Source organism: Shewanella sp. (assembly GCF_013214165.1).
Taxonomy (GTDB): Bacteria; Pseudomonadota; Gammaproteobacteria; order Enterobacterales; family Shewanellaceae; genus Shewanella.
Map to the genome: position 1 here is coordinate 1 of NZ_JABSSM010000074.1, position 20,300 is coordinate 20,300.

Annotated in this window: 18 protein-coding genes, 2 tRNA genes and 1 pseudogene; 6 read left to right on the top strand and 15 right to left on the bottom strand. The window is 44.6% G+C overall.

Annotated features, from left to right (window positions below; genetic code table 11):
* Positions 1–504: 504 nt before the first annotated feature.
* Together HRU42_RS16820 and HRU42_RS16825 are read left to right on the top strand one after the other, a co-directional pair.
* Positions 505–580: transfer RNA gene (locus HRU42_RS16820), tRNA-Phe, on the top strand.
* A gap of 165 nt (positions 581–745) precedes the next feature.
* Positions 746–821 (top strand) — tRNA-Thr (locus HRU42_RS16825).
* Between the two features lie 101 nt (positions 822–922).
* Here HRU42_RS16825 and HRU42_RS16830 read toward each other — a convergent pair.
* Both HRU42_RS16830 and HRU42_RS16835 read right to left on the bottom strand, forming a co-directional pair.
* Positions 923–1,056, bottom strand: a pseudogene (locus tag HRU42_RS16830) (DUF5009 domain-containing protein); the annotation flags it as partial.
* A gap of 91 nt (positions 1,057–1,147) precedes the next feature.
* Positions 1,148–1,486, bottom strand: coding sequence for a P-II family nitrogen regulator (locus HRU42_RS16835; RefSeq protein WP_295032675.1), 339 nt, complete (start codon positions 1,484–1,486; stop codon positions 1,148–1,150).
* Positions 1,487–1,740: 254 nt separating this feature from the next.
* On the opposite strand from HRU42_RS16835, the gene HRU42_RS16840 reads away from it, so the two are divergent.
* Both HRU42_RS16840 and HRU42_RS16845 read left to right on the top strand, forming a co-directional pair.
* Positions 1,741–2,253, top strand: a complete 513-nt coding sequence (locus tag HRU42_RS16840) for a GspH/FimT family pseudopilin (RefSeq protein ID WP_295032677.1) — start codon at positions 1,741–1,743, stop codon at positions 2,251–2,253.
* A gap of 122 nt (positions 2,254–2,375) precedes the next feature.
* Complete coding sequence (locus HRU42_RS16845; RefSeq protein ID WP_295032679.1) at positions 2,376–2,939, top strand: GspH/FimT family pseudopilin; 564 nt, start codon at positions 2,376–2,378, stop codon at positions 2,937–2,939.
* A 279-nt stretch (positions 2,940–3,218) separates the two neighbouring features.
* Here HRU42_RS16845 and HRU42_RS21200 read toward each other — a convergent pair whose 3' ends face one another.
* The 12 genes from HRU42_RS21200 to murJ all read right to left on the bottom strand — a co-directional run bounded on the left by HRU42_RS21200 (position 3,219) and on the right by murJ (position 17,479).
* Entirely contained in the window at positions 3,219–3,509 is a 291-nt protein-coding gene (locus HRU42_RS21200; RefSeq protein ID WP_367227193.1) for a TapY2 family type IVa secretion system protein, read from the bottom strand.
* The gene (locus tag HRU42_RS16850) at positions 3,506–3,889 is read right to left on the bottom strand and encodes a type IV pilin protein (RefSeq protein ID WP_295032681.1); all 384 of its coding nucleotides are present in this window, start codon (positions 3,887–3,889) and stop codon (positions 3,506–3,508) included. The genes HRU42_RS21200 and HRU42_RS16850 overlap by 4 nt, the downstream gene beginning before the upstream one ends.
* 44 nt (positions 3,890–3,933) lie before the next feature.
* On the bottom strand, positions 3,934–7,470 hold the full coding sequence (locus tag HRU42_RS16855) for a PilC/PilY family type IV pilus protein (protein ID WP_295032683.1): 3,537 nt from the start codon (positions 7,468–7,470) through the stop codon (positions 3,934–3,936).
* Positions 7,471–7,472: 2 nt separating this feature from the next.
* A complete protein-coding gene (locus tag HRU42_RS16860) occupies positions 7,473–7,913 on the bottom strand; it encodes a PilX N-terminal domain-containing pilus assembly protein (RefSeq protein WP_295032704.1) in 441 nt (146 codons plus the stop codon).
* A gap of 49 nt (positions 7,914–7,962) precedes the next feature.
* Complete coding sequence (locus tag HRU42_RS16865) at positions 7,963–8,943, bottom strand: PilW family protein (protein ID WP_295032685.1); 981 nt, start codon at positions 8,941–8,943, stop codon at positions 7,963–7,965.
* Positions 8,944–9,501 carry a type IV pilus modification protein PilV gene (gene pilV, locus HRU42_RS16870; protein ID WP_295032687.1) on the bottom strand — a complete coding sequence of 186 codons (558 nt, stop codon included), beginning with the start codon at positions 9,499–9,501 and terminating at the stop codon, positions 8,944–8,946.
* A gap of 241 nt (positions 9,502–9,742) precedes the next feature.
* Positions 9,743–10,690 carry a 4-hydroxy-3-methylbut-2-enyl diphosphate reductase gene (gene ispH / locus HRU42_RS16875; RefSeq protein ID WP_295032689.1) on the bottom strand — a complete coding sequence of 316 codons (948 nt, stop codon included), beginning with the start codon at positions 10,688–10,690 and terminating at the stop codon, positions 9,743–9,745.
* Between the two features lie 3 nt (positions 10,691–10,693).
* Positions 10,694–11,116, bottom strand: a complete 423-nt coding sequence (gene fkpB / locus HRU42_RS16880) for an FKBP-type peptidyl-prolyl cis-trans isomerase (protein WP_295032691.1) — start codon at positions 11,114–11,116, stop codon at positions 10,694–10,696.
* Positions 11,117–11,121: 5 nt separating this feature from the next.
* On the bottom strand, positions 11,122–11,652 hold the full coding sequence (gene lspA, locus HRU42_RS16885) for a signal peptidase II (RefSeq protein ID WP_295032693.1): 531 nt from the start codon (positions 11,650–11,652) through the stop codon (positions 11,122–11,124).
* A 140-nt stretch (positions 11,653–11,792) separates the two neighbouring features.
* Positions 11,793–14,615 (bottom strand): isoleucine--tRNA ligase, encoded by a 2,823-nt coding sequence (gene ileS, locus HRU42_RS16890; RefSeq protein WP_295032695.1) that lies wholly within the window; start codon positions 14,613–14,615, stop codon positions 11,793–11,795.
* A 31-nt stretch (positions 14,616–14,646) separates the two neighbouring features.
* Positions 14,647–15,582: a bifunctional riboflavin kinase/FAD synthetase gene (ribF, locus tag HRU42_RS16895; protein ID WP_295032697.1), complete on the bottom strand. Its 936-nt coding sequence runs from the start codon at positions 15,580–15,582 to the stop codon at positions 14,647–14,649.
* A 337-nt stretch (positions 15,583–15,919) separates the two neighbouring features.
* A complete protein-coding gene (murJ, locus tag HRU42_RS16900; protein WP_295032698.1) occupies positions 15,920–17,479 on the bottom strand; it encodes a murein biosynthesis integral membrane protein MurJ in 1,560 nt (519 codons plus the stop codon).
* 247 nt (positions 17,480–17,726) lie between these two features.
* Between murJ and rpsT the strand changes: the two genes are divergently transcribed.
* Entirely contained in the window at positions 17,727–17,993 is a 267-nt protein-coding gene (gene rpsT / locus HRU42_RS16905; protein WP_144047679.1) for a 30S ribosomal protein S20, read from the top strand.
* 138 nt (positions 17,994–18,131) lie between these two features.
* Here the strand turns inward: rpsT and HRU42_RS16910 are convergent, their stop codons facing one another.
* Positions 18,132–18,428, bottom strand: a complete 297-nt coding sequence (locus tag HRU42_RS16910; RefSeq protein WP_077752699.1) for a metalloregulator ArsR/SmtB family transcription factor — start codon at positions 18,426–18,428, stop codon at positions 18,132–18,134.
* A gap of 136 nt (positions 18,429–18,564) precedes the next feature.
* Between HRU42_RS16910 and HRU42_RS16915 the strand changes: the two genes are divergently transcribed.
* Entirely contained in the window at positions 18,565–19,968 is a 1,404-nt protein-coding gene (locus HRU42_RS16915) for a M20/M25/M40 family metallo-hydrolase (RefSeq protein ID WP_295032702.1), read from the top strand.
* Positions 19,969–20,300 lie beyond the last annotated feature (332 nt).

Sequence of the window (20,300 nt, forward strand, 5' to 3'; positions counted from 1 at the left end):
AAGCCACTTTAATTAGTGGTTTTTTTGTATCTGAAATTTGAGCGCTAATGAATCAGTAGGTTACTTCCACCGGAGCTTCGACTCTTGGTGCCGGCACCATCTTCACTCTTTTAATCAAAAGTGAAGAACAAGCAAGCCACTTTAATTAGTGGCTTTTTTGTATCTGAAATTTGAGCGCTAATGAATCAGTAGGTTACTTCCACCGGAGCTTCGACTCTTGGTGCCGGCGCCACCTCTTATAGTAAAGAGCAGAAAGCCTCGACATTGTTCGGGGCTTTTTACGCTCTGTGAAGAAAAACGCTTTATTCAGACTAGAACACAAGCCTCAACAAGATTGACTGTATAGTTTTTGACAGCTTGAACCTGTTTGGCAAGAAACTGCTTGCACAGCCAATAACATCGCTATATTATACGCGCACTCCAAACGAGGCAGGACTTAAAAACCCTTATTTAAACCTAGGTTTAAAACTTACTTGAAGTAGATGACTAACACTTAGTTTAGTTGCCCGAATAGCTCAGTCGGTAGAGCAGAGGATTGAAAATCCTCGTGTCCCTGGTTCGATTCCGGGTTCGGGCACCAACATTTAGCCGGCATAGCTCGTTAATAGAGTTGTGACTGGTAATCAAATAGATTGCTCCCGAGTTTATCTTTTGGTGAAAAAATAAGCCGGCATAGCTCGTTAATAGAGTTGTGACTGGTAATCAAATAGATTGCTCCCGAGTTTATCTTTTGGTGAAAAAATAAGCCGGCATAGCTCAGTTGGTAGAGCAACTGACTTGTAATCAGTAGGTCCCGAGTTCGACTCTTGGTGCCGGCACCATACAACAAGCAAGCCACTTTAATTAGTGGCTTTTTTGTATCTGAAATTTGAGCGCTAATGAATCAGTAGGTTACTTCCACCGGAGCTTCGACTCTTGGTGCCATTTTAGTCCACTCACCTTTCTTGTGAACCTTAACGATAAAGTGTCCGACAAATACTCCGGCCATGACATTGGCAACAGCTGGGATGCTTGACAGGATCCCTTCCGGATCTAATGTCTATTCTGATAAGAAATACATTTTATTCCAATTGGAATAAGATCAAAAACGGCGTTGAACTTCTTCAACGCCGTTTTAATAAATATCTACCAATACTTATAAAGAGAGTTATACCGCCTCTTCGTTCTCTTCACCGGTACGGATCCTAATCACACGCTCAATCTCAGTGACAAAAATCTTACCATCACCAATCTTACCTGTACGCGCCGTATCCACTATGACTTCAATGGCTCTGTCTAACAGATCATCTTGGATCACTAGCTCTATTTTAACCTTAGGTAAAAAATCCACCATGTACTCGGCACCGCGATACAGTTCGGTGTGCCCTTTCTGTCGGCCAAAGCCTTTGACTTCTAGAACGGTCATGCCGGTAATGCCGATCTCAGCGAGAGATTCACGAACATCATCCAACTTAAATGGCTTAATTATCGCCTCGACCTTTTTCATCAAACGCTCCTTCATAGGGTAATAAATGACTTATCAGTGTTATTGCTCCAGCTTATCACGAGCTTGAGACTCACCAAAGTTAATATACCGATCAATCCTATGGAAGCACTTTCCTTTCCACTAAACAATAAAATGGCCTTACTATTTCTGCTAACCTAACTATACTTTCACGACTACCACAGTCTTAATGTGATTGCAGGATGCAACACAGGGCTTTTAAAAAAATCATCGAACTTATATTCAAAGGATTGAATATGAAAATAAAGAATGGCTTTACCCTCGTCGAACTCATGACCACCTTGGTGGTATCTACAACCTTGATCAGTATTGCAGCGCCAAACTTCAGCTCCCTTTATCAACACTATCGAGCAGACTCAGCCATTCGAGTCATTCAACAGACACTGCAAATGGCACGCAATACTGCCATCAGTTACGGCGTACGCGTCACTACCTGCCCCCTGGTCGACAATCGATGTAATGACAATTGGAGTCTGGGATTAACCGTATTCACCGATTCAGGTGAACGATATATTGTTGATGGTACAGACCTTATCATTTATCAAACATCCCCCTTTAAAGATGAAGATACTGTTATATACAACAGGGCTGCGATTAGATTCCAGCCAGATGGACTCGCTTCGGGAACCAATGGAACACTAAAATACTGCCCCACAACACCCGACAGTCAATACTCAAGAGCAGTTATCATCAATCAAGCTGGAAGAGTAAGATTTTCAACAAAAGAAGGGATTTCATGTAGAAAATGAGTGCCAGATAACACTTTTTTTCTGTGCTAATCTTGTCAACTCCCCCTCTAAAGCCAATATATTGGCTTTAAATATTGACTATTACCAGCTGATAACATAGCCAATCTAGCTTATACTATATAATGGATTTAATTGGGATTGATGTGATGTTATCTATAGGCAAAGGATTCACACTCGTTGAGTTAATGGTAACAATTGCAATTGCAGGAGTGCTTTTATCCGTTGGTATACCTTCATTAACATCACTTTATGAAGGCTATCGTGCAGAAAGTGAGATAAGGAAAATACAACAGTACTTAATGTTTACTCGCAATCAAGCTGTCAGCTATGGCTCACGTGTAACCATGTGCCCCCTTACAGCTTCTGGCTGTGGATCAGATTGGAGTAATGGTTTCAGCATATTTATCGATAACGGAACTATTCGCTCTCTCGACACCAGTAATGGCAGAACGGATCAAATCCTTAAAAAAATATATGCCATCAACTCAAGTGACTTCTTATCCTTTGCAGCGAACTCTATTAGCTTCACCTCTGATGGGCTTATGGCTACGGGGTCATCTTCAGGGACATTTGCTTACTGCCCAGGCTCCCAAACGAGCCCAGAGTCAAGAGGTGTTGATGTAAGCCCTTCAGGAAAGGTGCGGTTTACATTAGGCAGTGTGACTTGCCCCTCGACGAGTAACTAGGGCAATTTAAGTTTATCGGCTCGAGAGTCACTGCACTAAGCTTCTCAGCAAAGGACACTGATGCCCCTCTTCTAAATCAAAAGTCTAGCTTCTAACATTTAAAGCCCCTTCTCATAGATACCGGCCCTCGATGATAATTAAAATAAGCTGATTGAAAGAGACCTGATTTAACACTAGAGAAATACCTTGCTTGCTGCAATTACAAGGTTAATTTTTAAATAGACACAAGGATATTGAGAGGTGGCCGTTTATATAGAGAAGCTAAAAGTAAATGAGTCATCAGTAGAGCCTAGTTAGATCCAATTTCTGAGCCCGGCCTAGGGTAAACGTCTCATTGATGAGGACGCATTCATGTACATTCCTAATATAAAACTTCTTATTATCCTTGCTAACATTAATACGGCCAGGAAGTGAATCGACCTTCAGCTTATACTCTTTGACTTGCCAGCGATAAAAAACAATTTTGTCTCCATCGGTCGAATTGACATAGCACTTGTAATCCTGCTTTTCACTAGCAAACACAAGTGAGCTGCTAAAAACAGCTAGCAGTAAAATTATCAGTGGTTTCATTTCCAACACTCCAAGGGCGTTTTAGCTCCAGTATCAGTGAGTTGTATCGTGGCACAGGCACTATCTCTGCTGGCCTGTATACCTTGCGCCGTTGCTATAATAGTAAAGCTAGTCGTGCCCGTAGAATCTACACTGTAAAACCCTTTCTCTGTGATAAAGGGATCTGTTCCCGGGATTAGCTCACTCATATCTTCTGCATAAGCACGGTTATCTAAATAAAATTGCTCTTGTAAATTCGCCACTCTCATTACTGCCGCGATCCCATCGGAGCGCGTACTCTTGGCAATGTAATCGGTATAAGATGGATAAGCGATAGCGGCCAAGATACCTATAATTGCAACACTTATCATCAACTCAATTAATGTAAAACCATTTTTCATAATCTTTCTCTCAGTTCAAATGATAATTGGCAATCATAGAGGTATCATTCATCGATATGATAATAAATTTTGTTAACCCCGAGGCCCGAACCAACGTTGATCGTCCCAGAAGCTTCGCCATCTCTAATTTCCCCCTTGCCTACACCAATGATGTAAATATAAGGTTCTTCTCCAGTATCTGGTGGAGGTATAACGATTTGAGGAGTATCGGGAACACGCTCACCTAATTCATAATAAATATTGGCATACGTCCTTGTTCCCTTATGAAGATCGAATACGTAAAGACGCCCTTGTCCTGAGGTGCTACACACTAAGTCAGAGACAACATTGACTGATGGCACAAATGAGGTGAAGTATACTATCCCGTCAATAATCAAAGGAGCTGTTAATGACTTCTCTCCTGAAGCAGTAAAGTCATAATTCCAACCTTTTTTACTTCCAAATGTAATATTATCAGCCCCCGTTACCGGTGCAGCAGAAGTCACATCATAAAGTTTACTTAAATCAATCGCTGCTGGTACAGGATCATCAGCAGCGACTCTTGTAGCGACATTACGATCTTGTAAAACAAAAAACTTATCATCAGTTTCTAAGCCTGTTGGGTGAGAACGATTTCCAGTTCCTACAGCGACAGCATCATAAGGTATATTTTGATAGGTTTTCGTCGAGGTTTTTCCTCCTTCAGCATCTGTAACCTCCACTTCTGAGATATTACTGAATGTTGTCTGAGCGACAGCGGCCTCAGAAAAAAAACGTCTATCATTGGCTATTGAACTACCTCCTAAGTCGGCAAATTTATAACCACTCCATAAGCTTGGGTTGGCGCCATCCAGATCCATTCTCCACACATTTGCTCCTACATCTGTGGCATAAATACGATCTGTTACCCCATCATTATTACTGTCTAATATCGCCACTGAATTAGGTATGCTATCTACCAGTCCATCTAGCGTACTACCACCGATACCAGTACTGGTGAAAGCATGAATCAAAGCGCCGGAATTAGCATCGACAATATAGACAGCTTTGCCGTTAGACGCTGCAGTACTTGGTATGGTATCAGCATCATATAATGATGCATCATATCCACCACCGAAAATTAACACTGGACCAGTATGACCTGGAACGGTAGTCACGACTGGGGCAGACCAAGACTGTCCTAGTTCAGAAAAACCACTAGAGCTAGGTGCTATAACCCACTTTACACTAGGTGAATCTGGTGAGGTCACATCTAGTGCATAATAAGAGGAACCACCACGGCGCATTCCTATAAACACCCACGCTTTAGTAACTTTTCCCGAAGTATCTGTTTCTGTGTAAGCAACGGGAGAGGCATCCATACCATATACAGAATGCCCCCCATTCGCCGTATTCTCTCGCAATACAGGAACATTACTTAATAACTCAGTAGGGATAAAAGCCCAGCTTTCGGCTACTGTGTCCCCAGTATCTTTAAACATGTGGACTAGGCCTTGGTTAGTTCCTAAGATAATTCTTATATCTGGGCTTTCTTGAGAACCAAAGTTCAATGCTAACGGCTTGGAATGCAGCGGATCGCCCATTATATCGCTGCGAAAGTTCGTTTTACTGCCACCAGGGTTATCGAGGTCGACATCATAGCCATAAAGCCATTTTACAGTATCATCTACGTCAGCTTCCAAGATCCCCATATTGCTAGCCAGAACAGAGTCGGGCACTTGGGATAATTTACTCATGGGATTGGTTAGATTGGAATATATCACTCGTCCACTAACCCCACTAGAAGGTGTCGCTTTCTGTAAAGCCTCTATTACCCCACCTTCAGCAACTTTTTTACCATCAGCTTTGGTCGTACAAGAACTCCAATAGGTACAAGCGGTATCTTTAATGTTCCCTTCATCACCGATTGCTACCGCTCCGGTTTTATCAACGAGGATCCCAGAGGAGGTTACTTTTAACTTCTTAAGATTTCCAGTCCACCTTGGCCCTTTTCCCGGTAAGAACATAGCGTAGTATGCAGAATCAAAAGTTTGAGTGCGGTCAAAATTATTACTGGCGATACTCGGTGAAGTAAAACTCGAATCAGTTTCCATGATAGTCAGAAGGACATCATTTAACGCAGCAGATAAAGCAAGTGCCCCAGTGGCCGGCAAGTACTTCCCTCCACCTCTCCTTGCAGTTTCTGCCAGTAATGGAGCAGCATCATCAGCTCCTTGGCTAAAACCTATGGTAAAAGTCTTAACCGTCTGCATGTGCTCTTGAGTCGTACCATCACTTAGCGCTTCAGGAGAAGTCACAAGGTCATTATGATAAAGGTAACTTGCTAACGCAGGTAGATAGCTTGCTGTTGAGAGGCCTTCAGAAAAAGCTGTGTATAGCGGAGCTACAGTCTTGTCATCAGCTTGCTCAGTTACACCATTATCAGTTAAGGTAACAATGTCATTGTTGGCAAAAGTATCTTGACTCGGAACGCCGTCGGTAATGTATATAACATAAGCGGCATCGGGACAGACTCTGAATGGCGAAATATACTTGTTACCCGTTTCGATACTGGTATCTCTAGGCGGTGTATTACCATCATACCAATTAGAATAGTCTGAATCTTTCTTGCCAAAAAGTACTGGGTTACCAGCAAAATAATTATAAGCCTCAAAAAGGGTTTCACATAAGGGGGTATTAGTATCGGCAGGAATGCCAGCAATGGTTGCAAGTAATGCTCTTTTAGATGAGGCCGTCAGTTTTTTTATACCTGAGACGATACGTCCCCCATCACGGTAGCCCTCTGAAGGATAATCCATATTAAATAGTGCTAAACCAAAATCAACCGATGCATTGGCGTTAATTACAGATTCTATCGCCCCTTTGGCTATTTCTAAACGTGATTGCGGACTGGTAGGCAATACGCCCGCTACCGCTGCAGCATGCCAACGCAGGTAGTTAGCGGTATATAGGGTCACGGCTTCACCTGAGCCTAGCTGTGTACTACCCCCTGTATTGCTGTAAGGTTTAGGGGTGTTGACTTGCTTTGCACCATCTATCGGATAACCGGTAGGATGTGAAGCTCCATCTTTATTTTTAGCATTTACAGGATCATTTTCCTGTATATCTTCAAGACAATCTATCGTGTCATAATTTGCGCCACTATTATCGCGCAACTCCCCCCAGGTACCAGTTTTCCCTTTAATTCGATACTCACCAACAAAACCAGTATAACGACCATACCTCTCTAATAATTCCCAACTTTGATGACAACCGTTAATATCCTTTAGAAAGCGTTTAGAATCGGAGGGGCTTAATGGGATATCCCCCTCCGAATTATCTATAGCAGTCCCTTTGGTAAAGTAGATTTTATCATCCTGATAAGCATGAGAAGAACTAATTGCGGGATACGGATTATCCGGATCATTATCATAAGCGCCAGGAGCATCTTCCTCAATGGTAGACATACTGCCGGAGTTATCAAAAATAATCAGTACTTTAGGATTTTGCTTATTCTGATTATCTCCGCCAATCACATACAGTTCAGTATCATCAGCAAATGAGACACCCGACACACATACCAATGCAAAAATTAATGCACAGAAAATTTGTTTAATTAACATAGCTACCCCCCAGCGCTCCCAGTAAGAACCTCTTGTTCTACTCCCGCAACTATGGTTAGTTGCCCTAAATTATTTCGTCCAAAAACTGCAACACTGGTTATCTCAGAACGGCGGCAGCTAATAAGATTAGCAGAGCTGGCATTGGAATTTCTCTGGCAACCCACATCGTTCAGTTGCAGTGGTGTTATTGTACTCGTCACACCTAACATAGTGCCTGCGGACGTCCGACCTGCAGGGAGACTAGCTAAAACAACCCCTTTATTAGCATCTATCACACTATCGAGTGCTCCATGAGCGGCGGCCATCGCTTCAACTCGCTCAGAACCCGCACCCGCCATCCTTATTGATTGATTTGAGTTTATGGCCAAAGCCACGCCAATAACAGTCATAACTAACAAAATTATTAGCGAAAAGAATAAAACTATCCCCTCTTGCTTTTTAATTTTCATTTTCATTTTCCAGGCCTATTATTTAAAATCATCAGCTCAGCCTTCATCTGATCAATACAGAATTTTCAAGGACGATAGTGGTTGAGACAACTTTTCGTCTGAAATTGTCATTAGCTGCAGCGATTGTTTTATCGCCCAAGGTATAAACAGTCGTGTTGGTATACCTGTTGTCAGGTTCAGTAGCGCGAACTAATACAAAAATTCTTAACGCAACGATTCGCTGAAATAGCTCGTTATCCCACATAAGAGCGGTCACATTTTGAACTGGCATGAAACTATCAGCAGTATTATCACCATCATTATCAAACCCATACAGAATCCTGATGTTTTCAATTCCCTCAACGAGTTGCTCTTCGTTCCTCATCCCATTTACAACACTAAGCGTTCTTCGTCTCAATACAGGAATATCACCATCATCATTAATATAATAGATGTGATGTTGATACTCCCAAAATCGTGCGTTATTCAGAACGGGAGCGATTGTCCCCCCGGAAAAAAAGATGGCTTCACTTGACGTTGCCGCTACATAAAATCTTGAAGTTACAGTTGGAGCGACAGTCGGAGGCCCCACTAACCGCTTTATTTGCAACACATCTGTCCCTGAGTTAACAGCCCCTAAACAAGCAATTGAATCCGCACTCACGCCACTCTCATATCCCCAAAGCCTTCTAAAATGAGAGGGGGTATTGTTTGGCAGTGTCGCATTATTTATCCCAGCTCCTACACAGTCGTTTGGCACTACAGGGGCTAAAATCTGTGTGTTGCTACCAATAATAAAGTCAGATCCCGTCATATCAGCCATAAAACCGACTTGACTCACATCTCGCTCAATAAGTGCTAACGCAATTCGGCCATTTTCCTGAAGCTGATTAAACTGACTGGTGGTGATGACATTCGTTGATGACATGCTGAACATAGAGAATAATCCGGCCGATAAAAACAGACTGATGACCATAGCGACCATAAGTTCAACTAAAGAGAAGCCTTGATAACCACTAATATTTTTCAGTTCACTGAATTCCATCTAAATAATCACCGTATTGATAGAGTATGCTCTACGCCTGTTACTGCTGGTTCCACATGACTTGATGAACGCATCAGCAGCATTTTTAGCCCCATCTGAAACTTCCCGAATGCCCCGCCAAGTCATCACGACTAATACAGCTCCGGTACCGCTCACCCGAATGCAGGCCGTCGCCGTATCAAGGCCGCCAGTACTTCGACCATTGACTCGCTCAAAGGCTCCCCCAAATTGCAATTCCCATTGATACAGATCCCACAACATAGTTTCTGTATTGGTACAAATAACAGCGGCGCCACCGACTGCAACATCACAGGATTTAGCCGGTTTAGACTGTCCACCATTATACGTTCCTGCATAGAAGCTTAATTGGGTACGATTCAGTTTCATGCGATTGATAATATCATTGGCCAAATATGAGGCTTGAGTTTGCTGAAACGACTCGAAACTGCCTCTTTTAGCCACTATGTGCAGATTAAATACACCGACTAGCCCGACGACTAATATCACCAGAGACACTAAGACTTCAATAAGGGAAAATCCATTGGATTTATTATTCATTAGCGTCAAACTCTCTTCCATCGCCACATATTTGACGCTTTAATTGGTGGTTTACCTGTTATAAATCGGTAGGTTAGCATTACAAACCAAAACTTGATGTTAATCATAGATGAGTCGAATGTTACGCGCTAGTAATATTAGCGTCTAAAAATACCGCCCGTTAGATCTGGTTCGATTTTAAGGCAATAAAAAAGGAGGCTTTGAGCCTCCTTAATTTTTATCATCATGTTTTTTAACCTTGTTACCTCAGCTCGGCTGGCACGGCAAAAACAGTATCCTCTTTTCGGCCTTCAACTTCGGTGATAACGCTAGGCGCTAGTTCGGCAATAGCATCTATTACTTGCTGAACCAGTACTTCAGGAGCCGATGCCCCTGCAGTGACTGCCACCTTAGTCACATTAGTGAACCAAGCTGCATTAATATCATCAGCATTGTCAACTAGATGGGCCTCAGTGCCTCGCTTCTCAGCCAGCTCTCTTAGACGATTCGAGTTAGAGCTGTTTTGTGACCCCACAACAATAAACAGATCCACATCATCGGCTACGTTACGAACCGCATCCTGCCTATTTTGTGTGGCATAACAGATATCATCTTTACGCGGCCCTTCGATAGATGGGAAGCGTTGCTGCAACGCAGTGATGATGTCTACGGTATCGTCCATAGACAAGGTAGTCTGAGTGACAAAACACAGGTTCTCTGGATTTTTGACCACAAGAGACTCGACATCTTCCGGAGACTCGACCAGTAATACGCCACCTTCAGGATTATCATACTGGCCCATGGTGCCTTCTACTTCAGGATGCCCTTCATGCCCGATAAGGATACACTCGATGCCCTTACGACTAGCACGAGTCACCTGCAGGTGTACCTTAGTCACCAGAGGACATGTTGCATCGAATACCTTGAGGCCGCGACGCTTAGCCTCGGCCCTCACAGCCTGAGATACACCGTGTGCACTGAAGATGACGATACTGTTATCGGGAACCTGATCCAGCTCCTCGACAAACACGGCGCCGCGGTCTTTAAGATTCTCGACCACGTATCGGTTATGCACCACTTCATGGCGAACATAGATAGGTGGAGAAAATAGCTCAAGCGCGCGCTCGACTATGCTGATGGCTCTATCGACACCGGCACAGAAGCCTCTGGGATTGGCAAGCTTGATCTGTAGACTATTTGGTTTATTCATACACTAGAGTACCTGTATCACTTCCAGCTCAAAGGTAAGCACCTGACCCGCTAAAGGATGATTTAGATCGACCGTCACCGAATCACCGGCAACTTCACGAACTACGCCAGGGATCTCACTGCCACCCGGGCCTGCGAAACTGACGATAACACCAGGCTCGAGTTCCATATCTCCGGGAAACTTACTTCTATCCATATAATGGACAGCGTCTGGATTAGACTCGCCAAAGGCATCGACCGCTTCTAGGGTAAAGCTATGGGTATCACCTTCTTCCAGAGAGTTTATCTGTGCCTCAAAAGCCGGGCTTAAACTTTCGTCACCGATATTAAGCCTAGCGGGTTTCCCCGAAGCCTTAGTGCTATCGGCGGTAGAGCCATCTTCAAGCACAATATTCATATGACATAAAATAGAACGTACATCAGTCAATTCAATTACTCCTTTGCAGCACTTTTTTCATCTTGCGCTTTTTTCTGTTTCTCGAGGCGATCTGAGATAAATGAGTCAATAATAATCAGTGCAGCTCCGACACAAATTGCAGCATCTGCAATATTAAACACAGGAAAGTGACTCTTATTCCAATAAAAATCCAAGAAGTCGACCACGAATCCATGTTGCAGACGATCGATAAGATTACCTAAGGCACCACCGATAACTAACGTATAGGCAAGATTGAGTCGCCACATCTGCGCCGGCTGTTTTCTCAACCAGAACGTCAGCAAGGCGCTAAAGCCCACCGCGATAAAGGTGAATAACCATTTCTGCCAACCACCGGCATCACTCAAAAAACTGAATGCAGCCCCATAATTGCGCACATAGGTAAAATTAAAAATCGGTAGTAGCTGTACAGACTCATAAAGGTCAAAGTTAGCTAAGACCCATTGTTTAGAGACTTGGTCGGCAATAAATACCAGTACAACCACCCAGTACCAGCGTATACCGCTCTCTTTCCAATTAGTTGGCATAGGGACCTTCCTGTTAAAAAAAATGACGCATAGTAGCGTCACTTTCCATAGTTCAAATATCTATAGCAGCTGAATGACTCAAGCCGCAGTCCAGCAAAATATTGAGCCTGACATATTTTTCAGGCTCAATGCAGCGCAAGTTAGGCAAACTGACGCACTTCACCCTCGCCTTCGATGTTCGTGACACAACGGGTACACAGAGTTGGATGTGCTTCAATTTGAGCAACATCTTCACTGTGATGCCAGCAACGTTCACATTTTGCAGCTTCAGACTTCAACCAGCCGAGTTTAAGCGATGCAAGTTCAGTTTCAATCGCATCACTTGGCGCTGCCGATAAAGCAAGCACTTGAGTCTTAGACGTCAAGAGGATAAATCTGAGTTCATCGCCCAAAGTGTTTAATATCTTAGATAACTCATCATCGGCATATAGGGTGATCTCTGCTTCCAGAGAACCACCGAGCAGTTTTTCACGTCTGGCTTGCTCAATAACCTTATTGACTTCACCGCGAACGCTAACCAAGTTATCCCAGAACTCATCGCTAAGGTCTGACTCTAGAGTTACCGACTTAAGTCCATCGAACCACTCTTGAGTAAAGACATAAGCATCTCGCTCACCAGGAAGTAGCTTCCAGATCTCATCGGCTGTGAAAGATAGGATAGGTGCAATCCAACGCACCATAGCCTCAGAAATCAAATAAAGTGCACTTTGACAACTACGACGAGCATGACTGTCGCCTTTAGCCGTGTACTGTCTATCCTTGATGATATCGAGATAGAAACTGCCTAGCTCAACCGAACAGAACTGCATTAGCTTCTGCGTCACTGTGTGGAAGTTATACTGCTCGTAAGCTTCTAATATCTCTTCTTGCAAAGCTGCTGCGCGACGTACAACCCAACGATCCAAGGCAACCATATCTTCAATGGCTACCGCGTCTTTTACTGGGTCAAAACCATTGATGTTAGCCAGCAAGAAACGTGTAGTGTTACGAATTCGGCGATAGGAATCGGCGCTACGCTTGAGGATCTCATCAGAAACCGTCATTTCACCGCTATAATCTGTGCCAGCAACCCAGAGGCGTAAAATATCAGCTCCTAGCTTATTGGTGATGGTTTGCGGAGCAATCACATTGCCCACAGACTTTGACATCTTACGGCCCTTGCCGTCGACGGCAAATCCATGAGTCAGCACTTGTTTATATGGCGCTTTACCATTCATCGCTGTCGATATCATCAAGGATGACATAAACCAGCCACGATGCTGATCGCTGCCTTCCAGATAAAGATCTATGCCGTGTCCCTGATATTCAGGGCGAGCCGCAACGACCGATGAGAATGAAGAACCAGAGTCAAACCAGACATCTAAGGTGTCAGTCACCTTTCGGTATTGGTCTGCTTCGTCACCCAGAAGTTCTGCCGCATCGAGATCCCACCAGGCTTGGATGCCCTTCTGTTCAATCTTGTTAGCCACGCGCTCCATCAAGGAGATACTATCTGGATGCAATTCTTCGGTTTCACGGTGAACGAACAAGGTAATAGGCACGCCCCAGGTACGCTGACGCGAAATACACCAGTCCGGACGGTTCTCCACCATTTTCTCGATTCGGCTCTGGCCCCAATCAGGGATCCACTGAGTCTTCTCGATCTCGCTCAAAGCTTGCTTTCTCAGGCCCTTGTTATCCATGGAAATAAACCACTGAGGTGTCGCTCTAAAGATAATAGGCGTCTTGTGTCTCCAGCAATGAGGGTAGCTGTGAAGAATAGTCTCGTGCTTGATTAAGGCGCCCTTCTCATCAAGAAGAGTCACCACATTCGCATTGGCTTTAAATACGTGCTGTCCGGCAAAAATTTCAGTGTCTGACTTATAAACACCATTATCGCCGACTGGATTGGCCACTTCTAAGCCATATTTCTGACCAATAATGAAATCGTCTTGGCCGTGGCCCGGTGCAGTATGAACAATACCCGTACCCGAATCGACGGTGACATGGTCGGCTAAGATAACGGGCACATCGAAGTCATAGAAAGGGTGGTTAAAGCGTAACAGCTCTAATTCTTGCCCCTTAACCTGAGCAATGACCTTATGAGAATCGACTCCATAACGCTCCATGCATGACTCGACAAGCGCCTCGGCTATGATTATGACTCTGGTGGCATCGTCTTTAACAAACTCAACCAGTGAGTAGTCAAGATCCGCCGCGATTGAAAGTGCGCGGTTTGCCGGTAAGGTCCAAGGAGTCGTGGTCCAGATAACCATAGAGACATCTGCTTCAATCTCGACGTCAGCAAACTTCGCCAGCAGTGCGGCCTTATCTGTTGCTACAAAAGCAACATCGATAGCCGGTGACTTCTTATCTTCATATTCGACTTCGGCTTCAGCGAGTGCCGAGCCGCAATCGGTACACCAATGCACAGGCTTGACACCTTTATGCAAGTGACCACTCTCGATCACCTTAGACAGTGAGCGCACTATGTTGGCTTCGGTACCGAAATCCATAGTCAGGTAAGGTTTATACCAATCGGCAAATACCCCGAGACGAATAAAGCCTTCACGTTGACCATCGACTTGCTTAGCCGCATATTCACGACACTTCTCGCGGAACTCAGCGGCGGTAACCTTATGACCAGGTTTACCCACCTTCTGCTCAACTTTTAGCTCAATAGGTAGACCATGACAATCCCAGCCTGGAATATAAGGCGCATCGAAACCGGACAGCGTCTTAGATTTTACAATAATATCTTTGAGGATCTTATTAACTGAGTGACCGATATGAATATCGCCGTTGGCATAAGGAGGGCCATCATGCAAAATAAATGGTGTACGGCCTTTACGGCTATCACGGATCTTTTGATACAGCCCGTCTGCTGCCCAAGATTTCAACATCTCTGGCTCACGATTAGCCAGATTACCACGCATCGGAAACTCAGTTTCCGGCAAATTCAAAGTAGATTTATAGTCGCTCATTGATCCTATACCATTAATTTAGCCAAGCAGCTTAGCTTGCATCATCGCCAAGCAGAGCCTTGGCTTTGTCAGCGTCATTGTTAATTTGTTTTTTCAGCGCATCCAATGATTTGAATAGCTGTTCATCTCGAATCTTAGCCACCAACTCGACCTCGACGGTACGACCATAAAGATCATCATCGAAATCAAACAGGTGCACTTCTAACTGACAGACCTGACCATTGACTGTCGGTCTAAAACCCACATTGGCCACGCCATCATAAATATCACTGCCATCCCAATACATCTTAACGGCAAATACTCCCCTCACAGGAGACACTTGACGTTTAAGCGCTATGTTGGCAGTAGGAAAACCTAAAGTTCTGCCTAATTTCTCCCCATGGGCAACTTTACCACACAAGATGAAAGGATGGCCGAGTAGACGCCTTGCTTGTTCCAAGTTGCCTTTCGCCAACTGATGTCTAATCTCGGTCGAACTGACTCGTTTGTCGCCTAAGACGAAACTTTGAGTACTCACCACGGCAAACTGGTATTTTTCTCCTGCCGACTGAAGCATCTCAAAATTACCTTTGCGCTGCTTGCCGAAGCAAAAATCATCACCTACGACCAGGTATTTAACCCCTAGGGACTCAACCAATAATTTGCCAATAAAATCCTCGGCCGATAGGTCTGCAAACTTAGCATTAAAGTTAATACACACTAACCTGTCGATCCCCAGTTCTTCGAGTAAAATGATCTTATCTCTGAGAGTACTGAGCCTAGCAGGCGCATTATCACCTCGGAACATCTCTTGCGGCTGAGGCTCAAACGTCATCAAGGTTGCAGGGACATTTAACTGTCTCGCCTTCTTGACTAACTTAGCGATAACTTCAGCATGGCCTCGATGCACGCCATCAAAATTGCCGATAGTGAGAACACAACCGTGATGTGCAGGTAAAATATTGTGTATACCGCGGATTAGTTCCATTACATTACATAACTAGCAGGCCTGAGTGGGCGGATTATATACCAGCTGACGAGGATAATCAGCAAGGATCTTTCCCTGAGATAATTGATGTCGGTTTTAATAAACAATCGAACAGTAAATTAAGCCGGCCTATAACGGCTCACGCGGCTCAATGTCAGCTATCTAGTCCATCAATTCACACAAGCTATAATCCGCTTCTGATTTCCCAGCGCCTGACTCCAAAAATCACCTTCTTCACATAGGGTAACGAGCTCCACCAGCCGCGATGAGTACCAGCAGGCTCCTAGCTCCTAACACGCGGCTCAATGTCAGCTATCTAGTCCATCAATTCACAGAATTACAGGCCGGTTCTGATTTTCCAGGGCCTGACTCCAAAAATCACCAAGGAGATAAGGTAGCTAGCTCCGCCTGCTGCAATTAGAAATAGTAAGCTCAAGGCGCGTTCATGGAACACCTGATCTAGCCACACCTCTTGTGATGGAAGGAAGTACAGCAGTAAACCGACCATGACACAAGAAGACAAGAGCGCCTTGATAAAGAATAAACCCGTTTGGCGACTCACTCTGTAGACACCTGCCTTATGCAGGCCACGATAAAGTAGACCCGCATTGAGTAGTGCAGACATCGACGTTGCCATGGCTAGACCGACATAACCAAAGGGAAAAGCCAAAATCAGGTTAAACACCATATTGCTGACCATAGCTATGATGCCATAGCGTACTGGTGTCCTGGTATCTTGTCTCGAATAGTAACCCGGCGCCAACACCTTAATTAACATGAAACTCAGTAAACCACAGCCGTAAGCCATTAAGCTATATGACGCCATTTCGACATGATGCAGAGTAAACTCACCACGCATAAACAACACCATCAACATAGGTTTAGCCAGCACAATCAAACCACACATGGCGGGCATCCCCAGCAATAAGATGGCTTTAACGCCCCAATCCATGGTGGACTCAAACCCCTTGCCTTCGTCATTAATATGCTTCTTAGACAGAGCCGGCAAAATAACCGTTGCGATCGCGATGCCGAACAAGCCGAGGGGAAATTCGAGCAAGCGGTCGGCATAATAGAGATAACTGATAGAGCCTGTCATCAGAAAGCTGGCAATGAAAGTATCTAATAGCAGGTTAATCTGCGAGACAGACACACCAAAGAGTGCAGGTATCATCAAGGTGCGAATTTTAGTCACACCTGGGTGTTTCCAGCCCCAGGTGGGTTTAACTAAGGCTTTTTCTTTTAAGAGAAAAGGAATCTGAAACAAAAACTGAATTAAACCACCAACAAATACACCAATAGCCAATCCAATCTCGGCCTGCTCCATGCGGGGTGCGAGAAAGATAGCGGCAGCGATAATGGCGATATTTAAAAATACCGGCGTAAATGCCGACACGGCGAATCGCCCTCGGCTGTTTAAAATAGAGCCTGCAAGGGCAGTAAAGGTAATAAACCAGAGATAGGGGAAGGTTATCTTCAACATCAAGGATGCTAACTCAAATTTAGCGCCATCAGGTTCCCCATTTATCCAGGCGAGAAACCAGCCACCGCCGAAAAGCGCCGTTAATACCGGTGAAGCGATAACACCGACTAGCGTCACCACAGTAATGATAACGCCTAATGTCCCCGCGACCTTAGACAGTAAATCTCTAATCTCTGCGGAAGTCTGTTTCTGTTGATATTCAGTTAAAACAGGAACGAATGCCTGAGCAAAAGCACCTTCTGCGAACAGACGTCTTAGAAAGTTTGGAATTTTATTAGCGAAGAAAAAAACGTCAGCGCTGGTTCCAGCCCCCATAAGATTGGCGATAACCACATCTCTGACTAAACCCAACACACGAGAAATCAATGTCATAGCACTAACAATCATGCCAGACTTAAATAAAGCTTTACTCAAAACACCCCCTGATCTGAGCGGTACATTTCAGGCGAGTAGTCTCAAGAATTGATTATCCCCCTGTCACTGACTAACAATTACTGCTAGAATTGCGCACCATATTACACGAGTTAGGTTGAAGATAGCCAAGTCTGGTTGGATTAATTTATCTTTAAGATAAAGATTCAATCATTGTCATTGACAAAGTGACAAAAAAGAGGCATATTCCCGACCTTTAAAATATCTAACCCTATTTAGGAGTTGCACCTTGGCTAATAGCAAGTCTGCAAAGAAGCGCGCGCTTCAATCTGAGAAACGTCGTCAGCATAACGCTAGTCGTCGTTCTATGTTACGTTCATACGTGAAAAAAGTTATCGCAGCAATTAAAGCTGGCGATCACAAAGCGGCTACTGAAGCATTTAATGCTGCACAACCCATTGTTGACCGTATGGCGACTAAAGGCATTATTCACAAGAATAAAGCTGCTCGTCAGAAGTCTCGCCTAAACACTAAGATCAAAGCACTAGCTGCTTAATCTTTACGTTTATGCTTAAAAAAACCGGCCTTGGTCGGTTTTTTTATGCCTGAAATTTAGTGGAACTGATATTCATAAATTTCAGGCATAAAAAAGCAGAGCCTTTAGGCTCTGCCAATTTGATTCCCTTCCCCGTTTTTAATGACAGTATATGTTATTAAGCAACTTGATAATTTCCGATACTTCTTTACTCTTCAAAGAGTAAAATACCGTTTGAGCTTCCTTACGGGTCTCAACTAAATTATCTTTACGCAGCCAGGCTAGATGCTGAGACAGGGCTGATTGACTCAAACCCAGTTTCTTGTTCATCTCACCGACACACATTTCTCCTTCACTAAGAAGATAGCATAGGATAAAGAGACGACGTTCGTTTGCCAAAGCCTTCAACATCACAACGGCTTGGTCTGCCCGCTGCTGCATTAATTCAATATTCATTACGAGCAATTTCTCCTAAAACAATCCCTAGGACTAATATAGCCTTGCCTTACAGATATAGTCGGGACATAAAGCACACTTTTTGCTAGATTGTTTTTAAAAAATGGGACATGAGTAATAAAAACAAAGGAAACTTATGAAAAACACACCCCGCACCTTGGTTATTGGACTCCTCTTTGGAAGCCTTTTTGGTTGTCAGCACATGCCAGCAGAAAAATCCGCTATCTTAATACCTCAACAATTGCAGCAAGAAGCCCTGAGCTCAAACTTGGCATATGAGTTAGTCGAATCCCTCACGGTCGAAGTCGGCCCCAGATTAGCCGGCAGTGAAAAAGACCTGATTGCCGTTCAATGGGCAGAGGACAAACTCAATAGTCTAGGATTCGACAGAGTCTATAAAGAAGCGGTTCAAGTTCCGGTCTGGAGTCGAGGGGAAGCGAAGGCGAAAATCCTATCCCCTTACAGTCAGCCTATCGTGATAACCGCTCTTGGCGGCAGTGTTGCGACGCCAGAAGCCGGAATACAGGCCTCCATCGCCCGATTCGATAGTTTAGCGGCATTGAAACTGGCCTCTAAAGCAGAGGTCGAAGGCAAGATAGTCTTTATCGACCACATCACAGAACGCCATATCACAGGCAAAGGTTATGGGAAAACCGTAGGTGGACGTTCTCGCGGTGCTATCACAGCAGCGGAGAAAGGCGCACTGGCTATCGTTATCCGCTCCATAGGCACAGATCATGACCGCATGGCGCACACCGGCATGATGCGCTACAAAGAGGGGGTGACTAAGATCCCCGCCGCTGCTATGTCTAACCCGGATGCTGATCTGATCAAGTTAATGCTCAAGCGTGACCCTAATGTGGTGCTGGACCTGTTCATGTCCCCCCAGCGTTTAGGATACGCGACCTCATACAATGTCATCGCTGAAGTCACCGGCAGCAGCAAGCCAGATGAAATAGTCCTCATAGGTGCCCATCTAGACTCATGGGATGAAGGTACCGGCGCCATCGATGATGGCGCCGGCGTGGCCATAGTGACATCGGCGGCTAAGCTCATTCAAGATTTAGCAGTCAAGCCTGCACGTACAGTTAGAGTCGTACTCTATGCGGCCGAAGAAGTAGGCCTGGTCGGTGGTAAAGCCTACGCTAAGGCACACCAAGACGAGCTAGCCAAACATTACATAGCAGCCGAATCTGATTTCGGTGCAGGTCGCATCTATCAGATCGATTACAGAGTCAATGAAAAGGCCTTCACGACATTACAGGCTCTCAGTGCCCCCATGATACAGAATGGTGTAGTAACGGGCAGCAATACGGCCTCAGGCGGCCCTGATGTATCTATGCTGCCAAAGCTAGGCGTACCTGTGGCATCTCTGAGACAAGATGGCCGTGATTACTTCGATTATCACCACACACCCAACGACACCTTAGATAAGATAGATCCGGCCGCACTGCAGCAAAATGTAGCAGCCTACGCTCAGTTTGCGTATCTGATGGCCCAATCGGAAGTTGAGTTACGCCCCATTGAGCTTGCTAAATAGCTGTTAGCGGTTCAGCCGGTTTGGGCCTTGGCTCGATTCAGCCTTCTATTGGTAATCTACTAGGCCACGGTTTATCGTAACAGTGGCCTTTTTGCTTCTAATGAAGCTTGAGTACATTTTCTCTTTGCTTTATTTGGCTGTTTTGGTGTTAGGCAGCCATTAATGGTGCCAGCCATAGTAAAAGGCTAAAGCCATAGTAAAAATATTAATGGTGCCAGCCATAGTAAAAGGCTAAAAATTTGTTCTCCTACTAAGCTTTAATTATTGGTTATAGTAGGAGAGCCGTTATGCCGCGTCCCAGAAGAACTCAAATCAGTATTGAAGACACTTCC